General features: G+C 68.6%; 20 protein-coding genes. 11 read left to right on the top strand and 9 right to left on the bottom strand.

Going from position 1 to position 16,744, the window contains the following annotated elements:
* Positions 1-74: 74 nt before the first annotated feature.
* From AC1HFH_RS14305 to AC1HFH_RS14295, 3 genes are all read right to left on the bottom strand, one after another.
* Positions 75-1,301 carry a vWA domain-containing protein gene (locus AC1HFH_RS14305; RefSeq protein WP_480243266.1) on the bottom strand — a complete coding sequence of 409 codons (1,227 nt, stop codon included), beginning with the start codon at positions 1,299-1,301 and terminating at the stop codon, positions 75-77.
* On the bottom strand, positions 1,298-2,545 hold the full coding sequence (locus AC1HFH_RS14300; RefSeq protein ID WP_480243265.1) for an AAA family ATPase: 1,248 nt from the start codon (positions 2,543-2,545) through the stop codon (positions 1,298-1,300). The genes AC1HFH_RS14305 and AC1HFH_RS14300 overlap by 4 nt, the downstream gene beginning before the upstream one ends.
* Positions 2,546-2,610: 65 nt before the next feature.
* A complete protein-coding gene (locus AC1HFH_RS14295; RefSeq protein WP_480243264.1) occupies positions 2,611-4,044 on the bottom strand; it encodes a hypothetical protein in 1,434 nt (477 codons plus the stop codon).
* 302 nt (positions 4,045-4,346) lie between these two features.
* Here AC1HFH_RS14295 and AC1HFH_RS14290 point away from each other — a divergent pair, with 302 nt between their 5' ends.
* Positions 4,347-4,988: a nucleoside monophosphate kinase gene (locus AC1HFH_RS14290; RefSeq protein ID WP_480243263.1), complete on the top strand. Its 642-nt coding sequence runs from the start codon at positions 4,347-4,349 to the stop codon at positions 4,986-4,988.
* A 63-nt stretch (positions 4,989-5,051) separates the two neighbouring features.
* Here AC1HFH_RS14290 and AC1HFH_RS14285 read toward each other — a convergent pair whose 3' ends face one another.
* Positions 5,052-6,221 carry an epoxide hydrolase family protein gene (locus AC1HFH_RS14285; protein WP_480243262.1) on the bottom strand — a complete coding sequence of 390 codons (1,170 nt, stop codon included), beginning with the start codon at positions 6,219-6,221 and terminating at the stop codon, positions 5,052-5,054.
* A 102-nt stretch (positions 6,222-6,323) separates the two neighbouring features.
* Between AC1HFH_RS14285 and AC1HFH_RS14280 the strand changes: the two genes are divergently transcribed.
* The 3 genes from AC1HFH_RS14280 to AC1HFH_RS14270 all read left to right on the top strand — a co-directional run bounded on the left by AC1HFH_RS14280 (position 6,324) and on the right by AC1HFH_RS14270 (position 8,591).
* On the top strand, positions 6,324-6,899 hold the full coding sequence (locus AC1HFH_RS14280) for a CGNR zinc finger domain-containing protein (RefSeq protein ID WP_480243261.1): 576 nt from the start codon (positions 6,324-6,326) through the stop codon (positions 6,897-6,899).
* Between the two features lie 76 nt (positions 6,900-6,975).
* Entirely contained in the window at positions 6,976-7,680 is a 705-nt protein-coding gene (locus AC1HFH_RS14275) for a TetR/AcrR family transcriptional regulator (protein WP_480243260.1), read from the top strand.
* Positions 7,677-8,591 (top strand): alpha/beta fold hydrolase, encoded by a 915-nt coding sequence (locus AC1HFH_RS14270; protein ID WP_480243259.1) that lies wholly within the window; start codon positions 7,677-7,679, stop codon positions 8,589-8,591. Before AC1HFH_RS14275 ends, AC1HFH_RS14270 begins: the two co-directional genes overlap by 4 nt.
* 29 nt (positions 8,592-8,620) lie before the next feature.
* Here AC1HFH_RS14270 and AC1HFH_RS14265 read toward each other — a convergent pair whose 3' ends face one another.
* A complete protein-coding gene (locus AC1HFH_RS14265; RefSeq protein ID WP_480243258.1) occupies positions 8,621-9,226 on the bottom strand; it encodes a disulfide bond formation protein B in 606 nt (201 codons plus the stop codon).
* Between the two features lie 7 nt (positions 9,227-9,233).
* Positions 9,234-9,395 carry a hypothetical protein gene (locus AC1HFH_RS14260; RefSeq protein ID WP_480243257.1) on the bottom strand — a complete coding sequence of 54 codons (162 nt, stop codon included), beginning with the start codon at positions 9,393-9,395 and terminating at the stop codon, positions 9,234-9,236.
* 549 nt (positions 9,396-9,944) lie between these two features.
* Here AC1HFH_RS14260 and AC1HFH_RS14255 point away from each other — a divergent pair.
* Together AC1HFH_RS14255 and AC1HFH_RS14250 are read left to right on the top strand one after the other, a co-directional pair.
* A complete protein-coding gene (locus tag AC1HFH_RS14255; RefSeq protein ID WP_480243256.1) occupies positions 9,945-10,844 on the top strand; it encodes an RNA polymerase sigma-70 factor in 900 nt (299 codons plus the stop codon).
* Positions 10,845-10,931: 87 nt separating this feature from the next.
* Positions 10,932-11,405 (top strand): flavodoxin family protein, encoded by a 474-nt coding sequence (locus AC1HFH_RS14250; RefSeq protein ID WP_480243255.1) that lies wholly within the window; start codon positions 10,932-10,934, stop codon positions 11,403-11,405.
* A gap of 109 nt (positions 11,406-11,514) precedes the next feature.
* Here AC1HFH_RS14250 and AC1HFH_RS14245 read toward each other — a convergent pair whose 3' ends face one another.
* The gene (locus tag AC1HFH_RS14245) at positions 11,515-11,844 is read right to left on the bottom strand and encodes an antibiotic biosynthesis monooxygenase family protein (protein ID WP_480243254.1); all 330 of its coding nucleotides are present in this window, start codon (positions 11,842-11,844) and stop codon (positions 11,515-11,517) included.
* A 52-nt stretch (positions 11,845-11,896) separates the two neighbouring features.
* Here AC1HFH_RS14245 and AC1HFH_RS14240 point away from each other — a divergent pair, with 52 nt between their 5' ends.
* Positions 11,897-12,343, top strand: a complete 447-nt coding sequence (locus AC1HFH_RS14240; RefSeq protein ID WP_480243253.1) for a MarR family winged helix-turn-helix transcriptional regulator — start codon at positions 11,897-11,899, stop codon at positions 12,341-12,343.
* 129 nt (positions 12,344-12,472) lie between these two features.
* Complete coding sequence (locus tag AC1HFH_RS14235; protein WP_480243252.1) at positions 12,473-12,784, top strand: DUF1707 SHOCT-like domain-containing protein; 312 nt, start codon at positions 12,473-12,475, stop codon at positions 12,782-12,784.
* Between the two features lie 160 nt (positions 12,785-12,944).
* Here AC1HFH_RS14235 and AC1HFH_RS14230 read toward each other — a convergent pair whose 3' ends face one another.
* Together AC1HFH_RS14230 and AC1HFH_RS14225 are read right to left on the bottom strand one after the other, a co-directional pair.
* Positions 12,945-13,991 (bottom strand): M56 family metallopeptidase, encoded by a 1,047-nt coding sequence (locus AC1HFH_RS14230; RefSeq protein WP_480243251.1) that lies wholly within the window; start codon positions 13,989-13,991, stop codon positions 12,945-12,947.
* Positions 13,988-14,359, bottom strand: a complete 372-nt coding sequence (locus tag AC1HFH_RS14225; RefSeq protein WP_480243250.1) for a BlaI/MecI/CopY family transcriptional regulator — start codon at positions 14,357-14,359, stop codon at positions 13,988-13,990. Before AC1HFH_RS14225 ends, AC1HFH_RS14230 begins: the two co-directional genes overlap by 4 nt.
* A gap of 138 nt (positions 14,360-14,497) precedes the next feature.
* On the opposite strand from AC1HFH_RS14225, the gene AC1HFH_RS14220 reads away from it, so the two are divergent.
* The 3 genes from AC1HFH_RS14220 (at position 14,498) to AC1HFH_RS14210 (ending at position 16,640) form a co-directional block, all read left to right on the top strand.
* Positions 14,498-15,274, top strand: a complete 777-nt coding sequence (locus AC1HFH_RS14220) for a DUF3105 domain-containing protein (RefSeq protein ID WP_480243249.1) — start codon at positions 14,498-14,500, stop codon at positions 15,272-15,274.
* A gap of 5 nt (positions 15,275-15,279) precedes the next feature.
* Complete coding sequence (locus AC1HFH_RS14215) at positions 15,280-15,966, top strand: DUF305 domain-containing protein (protein ID WP_480243248.1); 687 nt, start codon at positions 15,280-15,282, stop codon at positions 15,964-15,966.
* Between the two features lie 227 nt (positions 15,967-16,193).
* The gene (locus tag AC1HFH_RS14210; protein WP_480243247.1) at positions 16,194-16,640 is read left to right on the top strand and encodes a DUF2752 domain-containing protein; all 447 of its coding nucleotides are present in this window, start codon (positions 16,194-16,196) and stop codon (positions 16,638-16,640) included.
* Positions 16,641-16,744 lie beyond the last annotated feature (104 nt).

The following is a 16,744-nucleotide window of genomic DNA, read 5'->3' as shown; positions in this document are numbered from 1 at the left end:
GGCCGCATCGTCGCCGAATCCGCAATCCGCCGAGAAGATTCCCGGCACGACCCCCGATGGACGGCGGCCGCCGCTCAGGCCGACGTCCCGATGTGCACCACCCGCGCCCAATCCGGTGGCCGGTCCGGCACATAGTGCGGATCGTGCTCGCTCCAGGTGATCGGGCGGCGGAACAACCCGACAACCGTCCGGCACGCCGGACGGCATGCCGGCCATCGGGTCTGGCCGTCGGTCAGCACGACGAGGACGTCCGGGCGCGGTTCGCAACGCTGGGCGCGGCCGATACCGGCGCGCAGATCGGTTCCACCACCGCCGATCAGGGTGAGCTGCTCGGCCCGGCACAGCGGTTCCGCGATCCGCGCCGCGGCATCGCAGGACAGCACGGTGACCAGGTCGCGGCGACCACCCACGGCCCGGGTGATGGCGGCGACTTCCAGCAGCGCGCTGCCCAGCTCGGCGTCGCTGACCGAGCCCGAAGTATCGATCACCACCGACACCCGCGGCGGGGTGTGCCGCAGGCTCGGCAACACCACCCCGGGTACCCCGGCCGACCGCCTGGCGGGCCGGCCGTACGTGTAGTCCTCGCCGACGCCGGCGGCCGCGGCGCGGATTGCCGTGCCCAGCAGTTCCCGCCACGGTTGCGGCGGGTGCAGCGCCTCCTCCGCCCAGCGCCGCCAGCTCCCCGGCGCCCGGCCGGGCCGGCCGACGATGCCCTGCGCCACCCGGAACCGCACCGCGGCACACTCGGCATCGCTCAGGCCGTCGGCGTCCTCGGGGCCCAGCTCCCACGGTCGGTCCAGTCCGTCGGCTCCGCTGCCGCAGTCCAGCCACGCCCAGTCCGCGGTGCACTGCCCGAGCCGGAACCGGCGCAGATAGTCCTCCATCAGCTCACCCGCATCGAGGCCCAGTTTCTCCGGCGTGACCGCCCCGCCGGGCTCGACCAGCCCGTCACCGAACGCATCGTCGTTGATCTCGGCATCGGCGGCGATGTTCATCCGGAGCCGTTCGGCCGGACCGCTCAGGCCGTGTTCCCGGGCGAATCGGTCGCTGCGGCGGTGATGGTCCCGCAGCAGATGCGACACCTCGTGCACGAGTATCGAGGCCAGCTCCTCCACCGGCCGGGCGGCGACGAAGGCCGGCGACACATAGCATCGCCAGTACCGGTCGACGCTCATGGTCGGCACCTGTTCCGAGGCGACCAGCCGCAGGGCATGGAGTGCGGTCGCCAGATAGGGGCGGGCCCGGACCGCCTGCAGTCGGGCCGCGTAGAGCTTCTCGAAGTCCGGCTCCGGGCCGTTCATCGGCGCGCCTGCTCGCCGGCGCGGACTGCGGCGCGGTCGGCTTCCTGCGAGACCGTCACCACACCCGCGAGCCGTTCGATCGCGGCCGGGACCTGCCAATCCTGCCGGCGCAGGGTGGCGAGGGTGGTGGCCGGTACGACCACCAGATCCGGGGCGCCGGTCTCGAGCGCGGCGACCAGCAGCGCCCAGGCGGCGTCCCAGCGCGCGGAGGTGGGTTCCCGCCGGACGGCGGCCACCACGGCGTCGAGGGCGGCTTGGCGGAGGTCGCCCCGCTCGGGCAGTTGCGCAGCCTCGGGGTCGCGGAGCAGGACCTCGGGGTCCGGGAGGTCCATGCGATCGATGCAGGTGAGCAGTTCGAAGCCCGGCCCCTCCCCCACCGCGCCCCGGACCAGCAGGGACAGCGCGTCTGCGGACGAACCGGCCGCGGTGGCGAAAGCGATCAGCCGCACGGTCATCTCCCAGCTGCGCGGCGACGGCCAGGCCCCGCCACGCCGGGTCTCGTTGCTCGGCAGCTGATGCACGAGCGCAGGCCGGGCGGCGAGCAGTTCACAGACCGCGCGCCGGGCGAATCCCACTGCTTCGGTGAACTTTTCCGGATCGAGCCGGGGCAGGCTGGGCCGCGGCCAGGTGCCGCCCAGGCCGCGCACGACCACTTGGTGGTCGTGGGTCCAGTGCAGGTGCACGAACCGATTGGCCAGCGGCGGGCTCAATTCCCAGCCGCCGGCCGCCGACGAGCGGGGGTTGGCCGCCGCCACGATTCGGACTCCGGGCGGCAGATGCAGGGCGCCGATCCGGCGTTCCAGGACCACCCGGAGCAGGGCGGCCTGCACGGCCGGTGGCGCCGTGGACAATTCGTCCAGGAACAGCAGGCCGCGACCGGCCCGCACCAGGCGTACCGCCCAATCCGGTGGGGCCATCGGGACACCCTGTTCGGCCGGGTCGTCGCCGACGATCGGCAGGCCGGAGAAGTCCGACGGTTCGTGGACGCTGGCGATCACCGTGGTCAGCGGCAGGTCCAGGGATTCGGCCAGCTGGGTGAGGGCGGCGGTCTTGCCGATGCCCGGTTCGCCCCACAGCAGGACCGGCAGGTCGGCCGCCACGGCCAGCGTCAGTGCTTCCAGCTGGGTGTCGGGGCGCGGTTCGGTGGTCGTTTCGCCGAGCAGGGTCAGCAGTTCGCCGGCGGCGTCGAGTTGGGAGACCGCACGCGGTGGCAGGTCGATGATGCAGGAGTGGTCGACAGACATGTGAAGATCACCTCGGGTAGCAGTCGGGGGCCGCGCGGTGCGGCCGAGGAGAAGAAAGTCGCGGGTCAGCGACTGCTGGCGTGGCGCGGATGCGCCCGCTGGTCGCGGCTGCGGGATCGTGGACAGTAGGGACCGGATCCGGTCCGGCCGGCGCGGTACTCCGCGTAGGTGAGTTGTCGCTGCGCGAAGGCTTCCAGTTCGTCACGCAGCGGCCCGTCGCGGAGCACCGCACGTGGCCCGAGCAATCCTTCGACTACTGTCAGTGCACCGTCGATATCGCCGTGGTTCAGCCGTTCCCGCACCCCGGCCAGGCAGTCGGGTTGCCGGTGTGCGCGGTCGATGATCTGCAGGCACGGCAGTGGTCGCCCGGTCAGTGCGAACAGGAGCTCTTCCCGGCGGATCTCGGCCGGATCGTGGTCGAGCGCGGTGAGCACCCCGTCGACCAGGCCGATCCGATGCCGCTCACCCCGGCACTCCACCAGATGCGGGTCGCCGGGAGCGGTTGTGGATCCGGAGGGCGCGACCGGCGCCCGGCCCGGGGCCAGGGCGGCCGCGACCAGGGGGTGCAGCCGGTCGGCGGAGATCGCCCCGGCGCGAAGCAGTTCCAGATCGGGGGACACCCACGTGGCGGCATCGGGCAGCACCGGCAGCGCGGACACCCGGTTCTGCGGGAAGTCCGGGACCACGCGCAGGTCGCCCGGAGCGCGAGCCGTGGAGCCCGGTGCCAGCACCATCTGATGGCGTGCGCCGAACCGAACCCGGACCGGACCGGTCCGCCCGTCGGCGTTCAGCAGGATCTGCATCTCGGCCGCCCACCGGCCGATCGCGCACCCTGGCGGAATCCGCTCCCGCAACCGCGGATTCACCTCCGCGGCGGCACGGTCCGGGCCGGACACTCGGTTGCCCGCATCTGTTCGGGAGCCTTCTCCGAAACATCGACTGTCTGCGTGATCATCGGCGCCGCAGCGCATCCGCAGCTCGTGCGTACGACGCACGTCCCAGAGGTGCCGGTGCAGGTCGAAGCGGAACCGCCGGTCGGGGCGTGGATGCGGATGCGGATGGGGCCCGGCACGGGACCGGTCCCACAACGCCAGCACGATCCGCTGCCCGGCATCCGCCCACACCGGAGCGGTCCGCACCACGAGATACACCGGACCGGCGCCGCGACCGCCCGGGTCGTAGCGCGCCAAGGCAACGGTCAGCCCCGGCCGCAACAACCCGTCCGGCCCCACCCGCGGTAGATGCCACCGCACCAGGTCGGGAGCCATATGCCGCAGGTCGTCACGCACTCGATCGGCGAGCTCACGCCCGTGCGTTCGGGCCAGGGATGCCAGGTCGACATCGACATCGAAACCCGCAGCGGCACAAGCCCCCACCCAATCACCGGCGCACCGCCGAACAGTTGCGGTTTCGATCATGCCGCCCGGTACCGCATATTCGCGTACCCGCGGCCAGAAGGACAGGTGGGAAGAATTCCCGTTCGTCGTCGAAGTGCTCATCAGCACTCACCGCGCACGAACAGGACCCCCAATCTTTGATCGGAATGAGTCATCATCACGATCGATCGTAACACCATCGACGCGACCGCTGTCCAGCCCGGAGGACGCCGGCCTCGCCCACCACGCGGATCGGCACATCGCGCCGACGCCATTCCGACGAGCTGCGATCGGTCGCAAGAGCCAGGCAACCGGCGACACCCGGTCAGCAACTCGACCGTAGCCGCCCGCCTTCTAGCGGCTCGCGCCGAGCCGGAACGTGGCCCTTCGCTGAGCAATGGTCAAGCATCACCTAGCGTCCCCGTATGCTGTCGGAACGCGGCGATCCGTGTCATTCCCGCTCCACAGCCGAATCTACCGGCGGCACCGGCGATCACCGGATCAGGAAGGTTACCTGGATGCGGCTGGCGATCTTCGGTCCACCGACCTTCGTCTCGACAACCGATCTCGGCGCACGGATCGGCGCCGAACTTGCCGTACCGGTAGTCGCCCCTCGATCTCTGGTCCGACGTGCCCTGATGTCGAACGCTCCGGTATCCGCACGGATCCGGCATTTCCTCGACTCCGGGCTCGAGTTACCCGAGGGCCTGGTTGCCGATCTCGTCGAGCATCGGCTCGACACGGACCACGCAGGCTTCGTGCTGGCCGACTACCCCACGACTGTCGACCGAGCACGGCGCCTGACGGCCTTCCTCATGAAGCGGTCCGCGCCGCTCGATGTCGTCGTGTCCCTGAGATTTCCAGCCGCTGCGCTGGCGAGGCGACACCCCTACGCCGACGAGGCCGTCAACCGCGCACGGTTTCGGACTTACTGCGCATGGGCATTTCCGGTTCTCCGGTACTACGAATCCAGCCTGGTCGAAGTCGATCTCTCGCACGACCCCGACAAGGATGCCCAGTGCGTGCGGGCCGCGATTTCCGGCCGTCATCGCCCGTCCCCAGCGTGATCCCCCGTGCCGGTCGATCAACCTGGTGAGCTTCTACGTCCGGCTCTCCCCACCGGCATCACCTCATGCTGCGGCCAGGACAGCTGCCAGCCCCGCGCGCAAGTCCTCGACGAAATACCCGGGTACCTCCAGCGACGGGAAGTGTCCGCCGACGGGGGGTGCGTTCCATCGCACGAGTTGCCGGTATCGCTGCTCCGCCCAGGGGCGTGGGCATTTCTCGATATCGCGCGGATACATGGTGATCGCGGCGGGGACGTCGACCCGCAGTCCGGGGTCCAGGGAGTTGTGGCTTTCGTAGTAGATGCGGGCCGCGGAGGCGCCGGTTCGGGTCAGCCAATACAGGGTCACGTTGTCGAGGATGCGATCCATCGGGATCGCCTCGAACGGGCTGTCTTCGGTGTCGGACCATTCGGCGAATTTGTCCAGGATCCAGGCGAGCAGGCCGACCGGTGAGTCGACGAGCGAGTAGCCGATGGTCTGCGGGCGGGTCGCCTGCTGCTTCGCGTAGGCAGCACGGTGCTGCCAGAAGTCCCGGGTGTCCTCGGCCCAGCGGCGTTCGATCACGGTCAAACCCTCCGTGGTCGCTTCGGGCGGTGCCTCGGCGAAGTGCGAGTGGATGCCGAGAACCCGATCCGGGAACCGGCCGCCCAGGACCGTGGTGATGTTCCCGCCCCAGTCACCGCCGTGGGCCAGGAATTCGGAGTAGCCGAGCCGGTCCATCAGCGCGACCCAGGCAGCCGCGACCTTCTCGGTTCCCCACCCGGTGGTGGCGGGTCTGTCGCTGTAGCCGAAGCCGGGCAGCGACGGCACCACGACGTGAAACGCAGGCGCGGCGGAATCTTCCGGATCCGCCAGTTCGTCCACGACGTCGACGAACTCGACGATACTGCCCGGCCAGCCGTGCGTGAGGATCAGGGGCGTGGCATCCGCACGCCCGGATCGACGGTGCAGGAAGTGGATTCCCAGTCCGTCGATGGTCGTGCGGAACTGCCCGAGCCGATCGAGGCGCTTTTCGAACGACCGCCAGTCGTATCCGGTGCGCCAGTAGTTCACGACATCGGTGAGGTCGGTCAGCGGAACACCCTGGTCCCATCGGCGCGGATCGGGTGCCGGGCGCTGAACGGTCTCGGGTTCCGGCAGCCGCGCCGCGGTCAGCCGGGCGCGTAGTTCGTCGAGGTCGGCGTCGGTTGCGCGGGTTTCGAATGCATGCACAGCACTGGCCGAGTGAGACATCGGACCTCCTGCTCATCGCGGAGCCGGCAACAATCGATCTAGAACCGGCTAAGACGGTTCTACCGCGCCGGACGGCAGGGCGCAACCTGCTAAGGTGGTTCCATGCCCGCTCAGCCACCCGGATTTCGCCTCGGCAATGTGCTGGCAACCAGCTTCACGGCGACGTTGACGGAGCGATGTGGTGACGCCGTAGAGCGCATACCGACGCCGGAACGACTACTCGATTGGCTGGCCGTGAACGGCTTGGCCGTAGCGACGTGCACCGCCGATGAACTCGAACTCGCCCGCGAGCTCAGGGAATCGATTCACGCCGCGGCAACGGCGACAGCACTCGGCGAAGCACTGCCCGAATCCGCCGTGCGAACCATCAACGACTCGAGCGTTCGAGGACGAGCCGCCGCAGTCCTGTCCCCCGAGGGGAACCGCCGGTGGCACCTGGGCCCGTGCGCCTCCGTGACCGATGCCCTGAGCGTGATCGCCGCCGACGCGGTCGACATCATCTCGGGTGAACGGGACGGCCGCATGTCCCTGTGCGCATCACCGACCTGCCGTGCCGCGTTCTTCGACACCAGCCAGAGCCGGACTCGCAAATGGTGCGAGATGAACACCTGCGGGAATCGCCAGAAAAAGGCACGCTTCAACGCCAACCAGCGTAAGAAGGTCCTGCTGCCGGAATAGACAGCAGGACCGCCGGCAGGCCGATTCACCCACCTCCTGCCGCGACACGCAACGACCCCTTGTTACGATACGAAACGTGTCGTATCCAATTCGATTACAGAGCAACCCTCAGGGCCGACCACCGACACGCGGGGGCCGGCCGCGCGATGCCGAACGCGAGGCCGAGATCCTGACGGTGGTAGCGAGGCTGTTGGCAGAGCGCGGCTACGAAGGAGTCACCTTCGAGGAAGTGGCGCGGCGAGCGGGCGCCTCCAAGCCGACGCTGTACCGGCGGTGGAAGTCTCGCCGGGACATGGTGGTGGCAGCAGTGAAGGCGGGACCCGCGCGCCGGGACGAGCCGGACGAGATCGACACCGGCAGTCTGCGTGGCGACCTGCTCGCCCTCTGCGAGCGTCTGGTCGCCACCATGCACTCGACGGACGGGCGCACCGCGCTCCTGCTGCTACAGGCCGGACTGGAAAACCCCGACCTGTGTGACGACATCGAACGAGCCACCGGCCCGACCGGGGCCAGACTGCCCGCCTCGGTGATCGATGCGGCCGTCCGGCGGGGCGAATTGCCCGCCGACGTCGACCCGTTCCCGTTCGAGGAGGTCGCGGGCGCGACCCTGCTACTGCGCCGGCTCAACGGGCTCAGCACCGACCCGGCCTACCTCGCCGCGCTCGTGGACACGATCATCATCCCCGCCCTACGCGACACCTCCCGGCGATCTGCCGCTCTTCCCGCGGGGATCTTCTCCGGCCATCCGGCACCGGCAACGACCAGCGAAGGACACCCATGACCACGCCCACCATCGACGGCTTCCGCTACCGGAAGCTGCCCGGCCACGATTCGGTCGACCTGCAGGTCGCCGTCGGCGGCAGCGGCCCGGCGATCGTACTGCTCCACGGTTTCCCGCAGACGCACTACATGTGGCATTCGGTAGCGCAGCAGCTGGCCACCGAACACACCGTGATCGTTCCCGACCTGCGCGGCTACGGCGCGAGCGACAAACCTGCGGAGCGCGACGACACCACCTACGCGAAACGAACCATGGCGGCCGATATCGTCGCGATCACACAGGCACTCGGTCACGACCGCTTCGGCATCGTCGGCCACGACCGCGGCGCGCTCGTCGGCGTGCGCGCCGGTCTCGACCATCCGGATCGCGTCCGGTTCCTCGGAATCCTGGATGTACTGCCGACGCTCGACACCTGGAACGTGCTCCGCGGCGTCGATGCCAAGGTGGCCTGGCACCTCTATCTGATGGCGCAGCCGGCGGGCTTGCCGGAGAAGATGATCCGGGCCGTCGCCGACGAGTTCTTCGCCTCTTTTCTCGACGCCTGGGACACGGACGGTACGACCTTCACCCCCGAGGTGCGGCAGCACTACATCGACAGCTCGATCGCCGCCGTCGACTCGATCGTCGCCGACTACCGCGCCACCGCAGGCGTCGACCTGGCGATGGACCGTGCCGACCGCACAGCGGGCCGGACCCTGCTCATGCCGGTCGGCGTCGTCTCCCAGGACTGGGGCAGCCGACTGGGTTTCGACGCCTCGGCCCGCTGGCGTGCGTGGGCCCCGGATCTGACGTACGAGGCCATCGATGCCGGCCACTTCATGGCGGAGGAGAAACCGGACGATATCGCCCGTTTCGTTCGTGACCTCGCTGCCCGCGCGGTGGATGTGTCCGCCCCCACCTCCCCGGGCTGAGCGGCCGAACGTCCACGGCCGGTGCCGGATCAGCGAATTCCCAAGTCGTAGAGCAATTGGTAGCGGTAGGTGTGGAAGTCGGCGTGGAAGCCGCCCTGCAGGAAGGTCAGCACGGTCACCGTCACGACGATGACCAGGTACAGGGCGGCGACGGTGGTCGCGGCACCGCCGTAGTCGGCGCCCCGCGGGACCAGCCGGTCGGCCCAGATCATATTGATCGCGGACCAGATGACCACCGCGACGAAGGTGATCAGCGCCCAGGTGTAGGTGTGCAGCCCGAAGATTGCGGGACCGAAACCGCCGCCGGGCAGCACCGGCGGGTTGTTGTTCAGGATCAGCTGATGCAGTGAGATCAGCCCGCCGACCGTTGCAGCGATCAGCGAAACACCCCAGCCGCGGGTGAAATCGCGCAGCTCGACGTCGCCGTCGCGGGCTCGGCGGAGGATGAAGATCGGCCCACAGCAGACCAGCAGCATGCTCACCCGCTGCATCAGGCACAGCTCGCAGGGCAGTTCGCCGGTGAACTGGATCACCAAGGACGACAGCAGGACCGCGCAGTAGGCCAGCGGGACCAGCAGCGTGCCGTAGTAGCCGAGGCGGTGCGTATCGTTGCGGACCGTAGCCGACTCCGACATGACAACCTCACAGGTGCGGCAGGTCGAGGATGTGCTCGACGTGGGCAAGGAACATGGCCAGCACGAACGCGACCGCAGCAACGGTGAGCAACACCGTGAGTCCCCGGGCGCCCTTGAACACCGCCTGGAAGGCCGCCAGGCACATCGCAAGCGCGAGCAGCGTGAACATACCGACCAACTCCCGAGCCGAGGGCCAACCTGGTTGCCGTGGTCTACCGGGTCGAACCCGGCCATCCTGACACCGCACCGGCAACACCGGGCCCCGACACGCCGGGCAACACCTGAAGTCCCTCCGGGCGCAGGGTGTGCCTGATCAGCAGACGTCAACCCGCTGCCACATGACTGCGACGGTCATGAAATGCCGCCGTGCACCGAGGAACGACGTAGACTCGACCAGCTCGAAAGCGCTGGTGCACCGACTGACGGACCGGATCTCGTATCAACTCCCGTGGGCCGCCGATGCTGCGCCGGCGGATCACGCCGCGCGTAGCGGCCACCCCCACTTCGGGATTGGCGGTGGACCGGAACCTCGACACCACCCCGAACTCCTCGTAGAGCCCGCGCTGCGGGTCCCCGACCACCGGGAACGGGACATCGGCTTCGCGGGGCCGCAAAGTTGTGCCCCGTCCGCTGCCCGCCGGATCGGCCGATCCGGCCGATTGCGTCCGGCGACCGTCGCCGGGCAGGATCGGTGGATGAGCTTCGCCGGGATGGCCCGATGACCGCACCCGACCCTTTCGACACATTCCGGCCGCTGCTGTTCACGATCGCCTACGAGATCCTGGGTAGCGCCACCGATGCCGAGGACGTCCTGCAGGACAGCTACCTGCGCTGGCGTGCGGCGAAGGACGTCACCCACCCTCGCGCATATCTGGTGCAGATTGTCACCCGGCAGGCGATCAATCACCTCCGGACGACCCGGCGGCGCCGGGAGAACTACATCGGCACCTGGCTGCCCGAACCGATCCGCACCGCACCCGACGCCGAGCAGGACGTGCTACTCGCCGAATCGGTGTCGATGGCCATGCTGCTCGTGCTGGAAACCCTCAATCCGACCGAGCGGGCCGTTTTCGTTCTGGCGGAGGTGTTCGGCTACAGCCACCGCGAGATCGCGGACATGATCGGCAAGACCGACACCGCCGTCCGGCAGATCGCCCATCGGGCCCGCACCCACGTCACAGCCCGTCGGCGCCGGTTCCGCACCGACGCCGCGACCAGCCGCGCGGTGATCGGGCGATTCCTGGCCGCCGCCGAAACGGGAGATATCGACGCCCTGCTGGACGTGCTCGCTCCCGACGTCGTTCAGATCTCCGACGGTGGCGGGCGGGTCAGCGCTGCGCGCCGGCCGATCGTGGGCGCCCAGCCGGTCGCCCGGTTCCTCATCGGACTCACCCGGAACGCGATGGCCGGGGCCACCTTCGAATTCGGCAGCTTCAATGCGCAACCGGCGCTGGTCGCCCGGACCGCCGACGGCGAATTGGACAACGTGCTGGTGATCGAATCGACCGCGGACCGCATCACCGGCCTGTACGCGATCCGGAATCCCGACAAACTGCAGGCCATCGATGCGGTGCGGACCCTCGACATCGGCTCCGCGCCACACGCCGGTGTCGAGTGATGCAGAGCACAGTCGCCGGGTGTCACGGAGTCTCGATGGCCGGTGTCTACGAGGAAAATCCCGGCCATCGAGCGGAAGGATGATCCCGTGAAGACTCTCATCGTGTGCAAGTCTGTGTCGCACGGCAATACCCGGCGCGTCGCCGAGACCATGAGCGAAGTCCTCGGAGCCCGGGTGCTCGACCCCGATGACCTCGACCCTGCGGAGCTCACCGGCTACGATCTCGTCGGCTTCGGCTCCGGCATCTACAATATGAACTTCCACCCCGAACTGCGCCGCTTCGTCGCCGAGCTGCCCGCAGGACCGCACGGCCGAGCCTTCGTCTTCCGGACCAGCGGTTTCCCCGAACCACCGTTCCGCCGATACGTGAAGGGCCTCACGCGCACGCTCGAGGGCAAAGGCTTCCAGGTAGTCGACGCCTTCGACTGCCGTGGATTCGACACCTGGCTACCCCTCCGCATCGTCGGCGGCCTCCACAAGGGCCGCCCCACCGCCGACGACCTCGCATCAGCCCGGACGTTCGCCGAGAGACTGCAGACCACGACGGTCGAACGGAATTAGGACGCGACCACGGCATACCTCACTCGAACCGGGCGATCCGACCCGAACGAGTGCGGTATGCCGGGCGGCGCGGAAAGGTTGCGCCCTCGACACGGAGCACCCGTGCGGTTCATCGGTGATGCACGGAGTCCACGGCGTAGAGCTGCGGGTCGATCGAGTCCGCGATGGCGGCAGCACCACGCATATGGACTCGTGCACCAGGGTTTTCGAGCATGGCGCGGAATGCGTCCACCGATTCCCATTGGGCATAGTTGACCACCCGAGTGCCGTCTACACCGGCATGGATATTCGCGGCAACGAATCCGGGCAGGTGCTGCATCACGTCCTCGGTAGCGCCCACCAGCAGGTCGACCAGCTCGCGCTGCCGCTCCGGCCGGACGGTGAAAACGTTGATCAGTGTGGCGACCGGGGCCCCGGCGGTGATCGTTGTGCCAGTCACGATTCCTCCATGTCAGGTTCCTTACATATGCAGTATGTGTAAGGTTCCTGTCATGAGTCAAGGGGATGTCGAGCTCCGCATCGGATACCTGATCAAACAGGTGGATCAGGCCTTCCGACACTGCGCCGAGGAAGAACTCCGAGAACTGGACCTCTCCCTCGCCCAATACGCAGTGTTGCGAGCCCTGGCCGACGCCCCCGGCGCCTCCGCCGCAGAACTGGCCCGCCGAACGTTCGTCACCCGCCAGTCGCTGCGCGACGTCCTCACCGGCCTCACGGCAAGGGAGCTGGCATCGGTCGCCACGCGTCCGTCCACCGGCCGGACCCTGCCGGTCACCCTCACCGACAGCGGCCGTGCCCGACTGGATCGAGCCGACCGCGTCGTGCTCGAAATAGAACAACGTATGACAGCCGGACTCGCCCACGACGACGTCGACCGCCTTGCCGCACTGCTCGCAACCTGCACTCGCAACCTGACCGGCCCATACCACGCCTCCTGATCCCTGCGGGGCCAGCGCACCCTCGGCGTGACAGCGACGGTGCGGATTCGGACTCACTGCCCGGCAGTTCGATCTCGACGATCGAACCTGTCGCGGTCACGGCGTAGTTTGGAGTCGGAGGTGATTCCGATGGACCCGTCGATGCGGGCCTCCGATGCGGATCGCGAAAAGGTGCAGGCCCTGTTGCAGGAGCAGGTGGGCACCGGCCGATTGACACTGGACGAATTCGCCGAACGGTCGGCGACAGCCGACCGGGCGCGCACTGTCGGCGACCTCACCGCACTCACCGACGACCTCCCCGTTCCCGCCGCCCCGCCCGTGCCGGCACGTCGTGACCTCGGACCCTGGCTGATCGTCGGCGGAATCGCCGCTGCAGTGCTGCTTGTGATTGCAGCAATGGTGGTGATGATGCTGGTCATGGGTGGACCGATGATGGGGTAGCCGATGCAGTCGGCATCATCGTCCCAGGACACGGGACAGCGTCACGATCCAGCCGCCGACCGTGCGAGTTCCGCCCGGCGTGGACGCCGGGCGCGAACAGACCCCGCGAGATCCACCCAGGCGCCGCTGCGGTGCAGTTGGTTCCCGGAATCGAAACCGATCAGTCGACACACTCAGCGAGATCTGCCATGCCGTGCGATTGATGTACCGCCGACTGCACATCCGCACAGTCGGCGAGGTCGGCGGCCATGAGGGCCGTGTCCGGGCAGGATGCAAAACCCAGCGCAGCCAGAGTCGGCTGCCCGGCCACCAGGGCGGGAAGGATGATCGCGGCAGCCACTGCCGCCATCACGGCGCCGTAGGACGACCGGCCGAGAGGGCGACGGGGAGCCAGCAGCCGCCGCACCCGGGCGCCGACACAGGTGTCGGCCGCACCCAGCGCGACACCGGCGGCCGACCGTGGGCGGACCGCGAGCGCAAGGAGCGCTTCGGCGAGGCCGAGCCGGTCGGCATCGTCGTGTCCGGCGGCGTCGTCGGCAAGCATCTCCACCAGCCGGCCGATCTCCCGGTGGGCGATCTGCAGCGCCGGGAACGGGAAGGCTCGCCGGAAGATGTCGGCAGCCATCAGCAGCACGTGGTGCCGTCCGCTCAGATGAGCGTGCTCGTGTGCGAGCACCATGGCGAGCTGGGCATCGTCGAGGGCGGCAAGGGTCGCCGAGGTGAGAACGATTCGATGCGGACTGCCGGGGACGCAGTAGGCCGTCGGCCGGGGGTCGTCGATCAGGACACTGCCGGTCGGCGGATGCGGCCGGCCGATCACGGCGAGCGCATCATGGTGAGCTCGTCGGTCCCGGCGCGTGGTGTAGAGAACACCGGCGGCACTGTAGCCGAGCCGTACCAGGACTCCAGCGGCGATCAGGACGCCGGCACCCGCGGTCACTGCGCCGCCGGGAGCTGCGTAGAACGCCTGCAAGGCAACAGCACAGGCGTCCAGCAGACCGCCGAGGCCGCGGCTCACGAACGACACCGGAACGACGAGGGCCAGGCCGCCGAGGATCACCGCCAGCAGCACGGAAGCCGGCCAGGCGAACCAGACCGCGATCCCGATCCGAGGCGCCCGGGACATCCACCGCATCCGGACCAGCAGCCGCGGGCCGGCGACCAGCGCCAGCGCCGCATACCCGAACAGTCCGAGCGCCGCAATCACGTCCCGGCTCGCTTCGCTTTGACATCGGCGAGGGCGGCGCGCAGCTCTTCGGCCTCGTCGGCATCGAGTTCGGTGACGAACTTCGCCAGCACACCCGCCCGGTCCCCCGTCTCGGCCAGCACGTCACCGATGAGCCGCGCGGCGTACTCCTCCCGGGTCGCCGTCGCCCGGTACCGGTAGGCGCGGCCGTCCTTCTCCCGCTCCAGCCAGCCCTTGTTGCGCAGGATATCCATCACGGTCTGCACCGTGGTGTACGCCGGATCCCGGGCTTCCCGCAGCGCGTCCACCACCTGGCGCACGGTCACCGCATCGGCAGAACCCCAGATCACTTCCATGATCGCGGCTTCCAGCTCACCGAAGCTACGCATAGGGCTCCTGACCTCACCCGGTTCGACGACAACACCTGCAGTGTATCCAGCCCGGCACCTTCCGGTGGATACACCCGGGCTTATCTACTAATGTACGTAGGACTTTAGTTTTACACCGGTGGCGACACGGGAGTGTTCATGAACAAGAGACAACGAGGCGGCGCCTCGCCGCGAGCAGCGGTCACCGGCATCGACCGGTCCCGCCCGTGGGGTCTGATCAGTGCGGTGGCAGCCGTGGCGCTCTTCGCCGCAGCAGTGTTCGGCTACGCCTACCTGCGGATGGCCGACCAGCGGGAACGTGATGCGGCGCTGGCGCCCTTCGTACCGAGTTCGAGCAATGAGGACCCTTCGCTGCAGATACCGGGCGTCGTCACCGTCGATTCACCGGGGGCGAACCACATCGAACCGGGCCGACGAGTCGCCTACGAGGGCATGCCACCGTACGGCGGACCGCACGATGCGTCCTGGGCCGCCTGCGACGGCGTGGTGTACTCCGAGCCGATCCGGGTGGAGAATGCGGTCCACTCCCTGGAACACGGTGCAGTGTGGATCACCTACCACCCGGACGAAGTCACCGATGCAGGTCTCGACTCGTTGCGCGCCCGGGTCGAGGGCACCGACTACATGCTCATGTCGGCCGTGCCGACCATGGACAGTCCGATTTCGCTGCAGTCGTGGGGGCACCAGCTGAAGCTCGACGACGCCGAGGACGAGCGCATCGACCAGTTCATCCGGGCACTGCGCATCAATCGGTTCACCCACCCCGAGGTCGGTGCGACCTGCGCTCCCCTCGGCCCCGGCCGGTTCGACCCCGACAATCCGCCTCCGTTCGACCCCAGCCCGCCGGGACCGGACGCCGTTCCGATGGACGCCAGCGACCTCGAGAGCCGGCCGATGGAACGGCCGAACCGATGACGGCCATGCCGGGTACAGCTCCGACCACCGAACCCGACCCGACCGACACCGTGCGCCCACAACGACTCACCGGAGTTCTGCTCGCCGGGGCGTTGATCGCCGCACTGCTCCTCGGCGCCGCCGCCGGACTGCTGCTCTCCCCCGGGACCGAAACCGATCCGGAACCGAACGCAGCCGACATCGGATTCGCCCAGGATATGACGGTGCATCACCGGCAGGCGGTAACCCTGGCCAGCTGGGCACGCGACCACAGCGACGACCCGATCGTCCGGCAGTTGGCCGGCGATATCGAGATCGGCCAGTCCGACCAGATCGGCCGCATGCAGGGCTGGCTCGGGCTCTGGTCGCAGCCCACCGAGACCGGCGGCACACCGATGGAATGGATGCCCGGCCACGACCACGGCCGCCACATCGCCGAAGGTCGTGCGATGCCCGGCATGGCCACCCCCGGCGAGGTAGCCGAGCTTCGCAGCCTGTCCGGCCGGGATATGGATATCCGGTTCCTGCAGTTGATGATCCGCCACCACCAGGGTGGCGGCCCGATGATGCGGGCCGCGATCGACGATGCGACGATCGGTGAGGTCCGCAATCTCGCCGCCCGGATGCTCGATGCACAGTCCGCCGAGATCACTGCCATGACCGGCATGCTCACCGACCGCGGCGCACAACCACTACCGGCACCGGACCGCTGACCGGGCACCGGACGGCACCGTTCGATTGTCGCAAGCAGCCTGCGCCGAATCCGGGGTTGCCGCCGATGAAATCGACCGACATCCGATCACCCGGCGGCGGCCGTCGCAGCCTCTTCGGCATCTGCCGCGGCCGCACACGCGCACCGTGGCGGTCGTATCGGATGGCCGCGGGCCGAATTCGTCACCGACACAGTCCTGCCGACCACGACACCGCTATCGGAGCTCCAGTGCAAACCCCACCCCGTTCACCGCGCCGGACACTCCTCAGCACCGAGACCCACGACATCTACGGAATGTGGACCACCCTCGCGCTCACCGCGATCGTCGTCGCGATCCCGCTCGCCCTGCTCGGCGTCCCGACGGTCGATCTGCACCCGCCGCTGCATCACCTCGGCATCATGGACCCGTTCTGCGGCGGAACCCGATCCTGGTACCTGACGATGCACGGCAGGCTCGGCGAAGCCTGGCACTACAACCCGATGGCGCCATTCCTCCTGCTCGGTACCTGCGCCGCGGCCGTGCGCGCCGCGATCGGATGGACCACCGGCCGATGGTTCACCCCACACCTGCCACGCCGGCTCACCTACGCCTTCGTCATCGCCGTTCTGCTCGCCCTGCAGATCCGCCAGCAGTTGCACGCCGACCTGCTCACCGAGCCGTGGACCGCCCGATGAAACACCCGTCGGGCACTACGAAGCGACCCACACCAGCGTGTATCATCTACTAAGTCATTTAGTATTTCCTACGGAAGGGTGAACCCATGGACGCGCTCGCCGAC

It is taken from the genome of Nocardia sp. KT25-26 (genome assembly GCF_056627695.1).
The sequence above is the reverse complement of the archived record's forward strand: the minus strand, read 5'-3'. Positions and strand labels throughout refer to the sequence as shown.

Excerpts from the sequence above, each read along its gene's own strand:
- AC1HFH_RS14265 (WP_480243258.1), bottom strand. The coding sequence starts at position 9,226 with ATGTCGGAGTCGGCTACGGTCCGCAACGATACGCACCGCCTCGGCTAC.
- AC1HFH_RS14270 (WP_480243259.1), top strand. The coding sequence starts at position 7,677 with ATGACCACGCCCACCATCGACGGCTTCCGCTACCGGAAGCTGCCCGGC.
- AC1HFH_RS14280 (WP_480243261.1), top strand. The coding sequence starts at position 6,324 with ATGCCCGCTCAGCCACCCGGATTTCGCCTCGGCAATGTGCTGGCAACC.
- AC1HFH_RS14225 (WP_480243250.1), bottom strand. The coding sequence starts at position 14,359 with ATGCGTAGCTTCGGTGAGCTGGAAGCCGCGATCATGGAAGTGATCTGG.
- AC1HFH_RS14285 (WP_480243262.1), bottom strand. The coding sequence starts at position 6,221 with ATGTCTCACTCGGCCAGTGCTGTGCATGCATTCGAAACCCGCGCAACC.
- AC1HFH_RS14295 (WP_480243264.1), bottom strand. The coding sequence starts at position 4,044 with ATGAGCACTTCGACGACGAACGGGAATTCTTCCCACCTGTCCTTCTGG.
- AC1HFH_RS14255 (WP_480243256.1), top strand. The coding sequence starts at position 9,945 with ATGACCGCACCCGACCCTTTCGACACATTCCGGCCGCTGCTGTTCACG.
- AC1HFH_RS14215 (WP_480243248.1), top strand. The coding sequence starts at position 15,280 with ATGCCGGGTACAGCTCCGACCACCGAACCCGACCCGACCGACACCGTG.
- AC1HFH_RS14220 (WP_480243249.1), top strand. The coding sequence starts at position 14,498 with ATGAACAAGAGACAACGAGGCGGCGCCTCGCCGCGAGCAGCGGTCACC.
- AC1HFH_RS14305 (WP_480243266.1), bottom strand. The coding sequence starts at position 1,301 with ATGAACGGCCCGGAGCCGGACTTCGAGAAGCTCTACGCGGCCCGACTG.
- AC1HFH_RS14290 (WP_480243263.1), top strand. The coding sequence starts at position 4,347 with ATGCTGTCGGAACGCGGCGATCCGTGTCATTCCCGCTCCACAGCCGAA.
- AC1HFH_RS14240 (WP_480243253.1), top strand. The coding sequence starts at position 11,897 with ATGAGTCAAGGGGATGTCGAGCTCCGCATCGGATACCTGATCAAACAG.
- AC1HFH_RS14260 (WP_480243257.1), bottom strand. The coding sequence starts at position 9,395 with ATGTTCACGCTGCTCGCGCTTGCGATGTGCCTGGCGGCCTTCCAGGCG.
- AC1HFH_RS14300 (WP_480243265.1), bottom strand. The coding sequence starts at position 2,545 with ATGTCTGTCGACCACTCCTGCATCATCGACCTGCCACCGCGTGCGGTC.
- AC1HFH_RS14235 (WP_480243252.1), top strand. The coding sequence starts at position 12,473 with ATGGACCCGTCGATGCGGGCCTCCGATGCGGATCGCGAAAAGGTGCAG.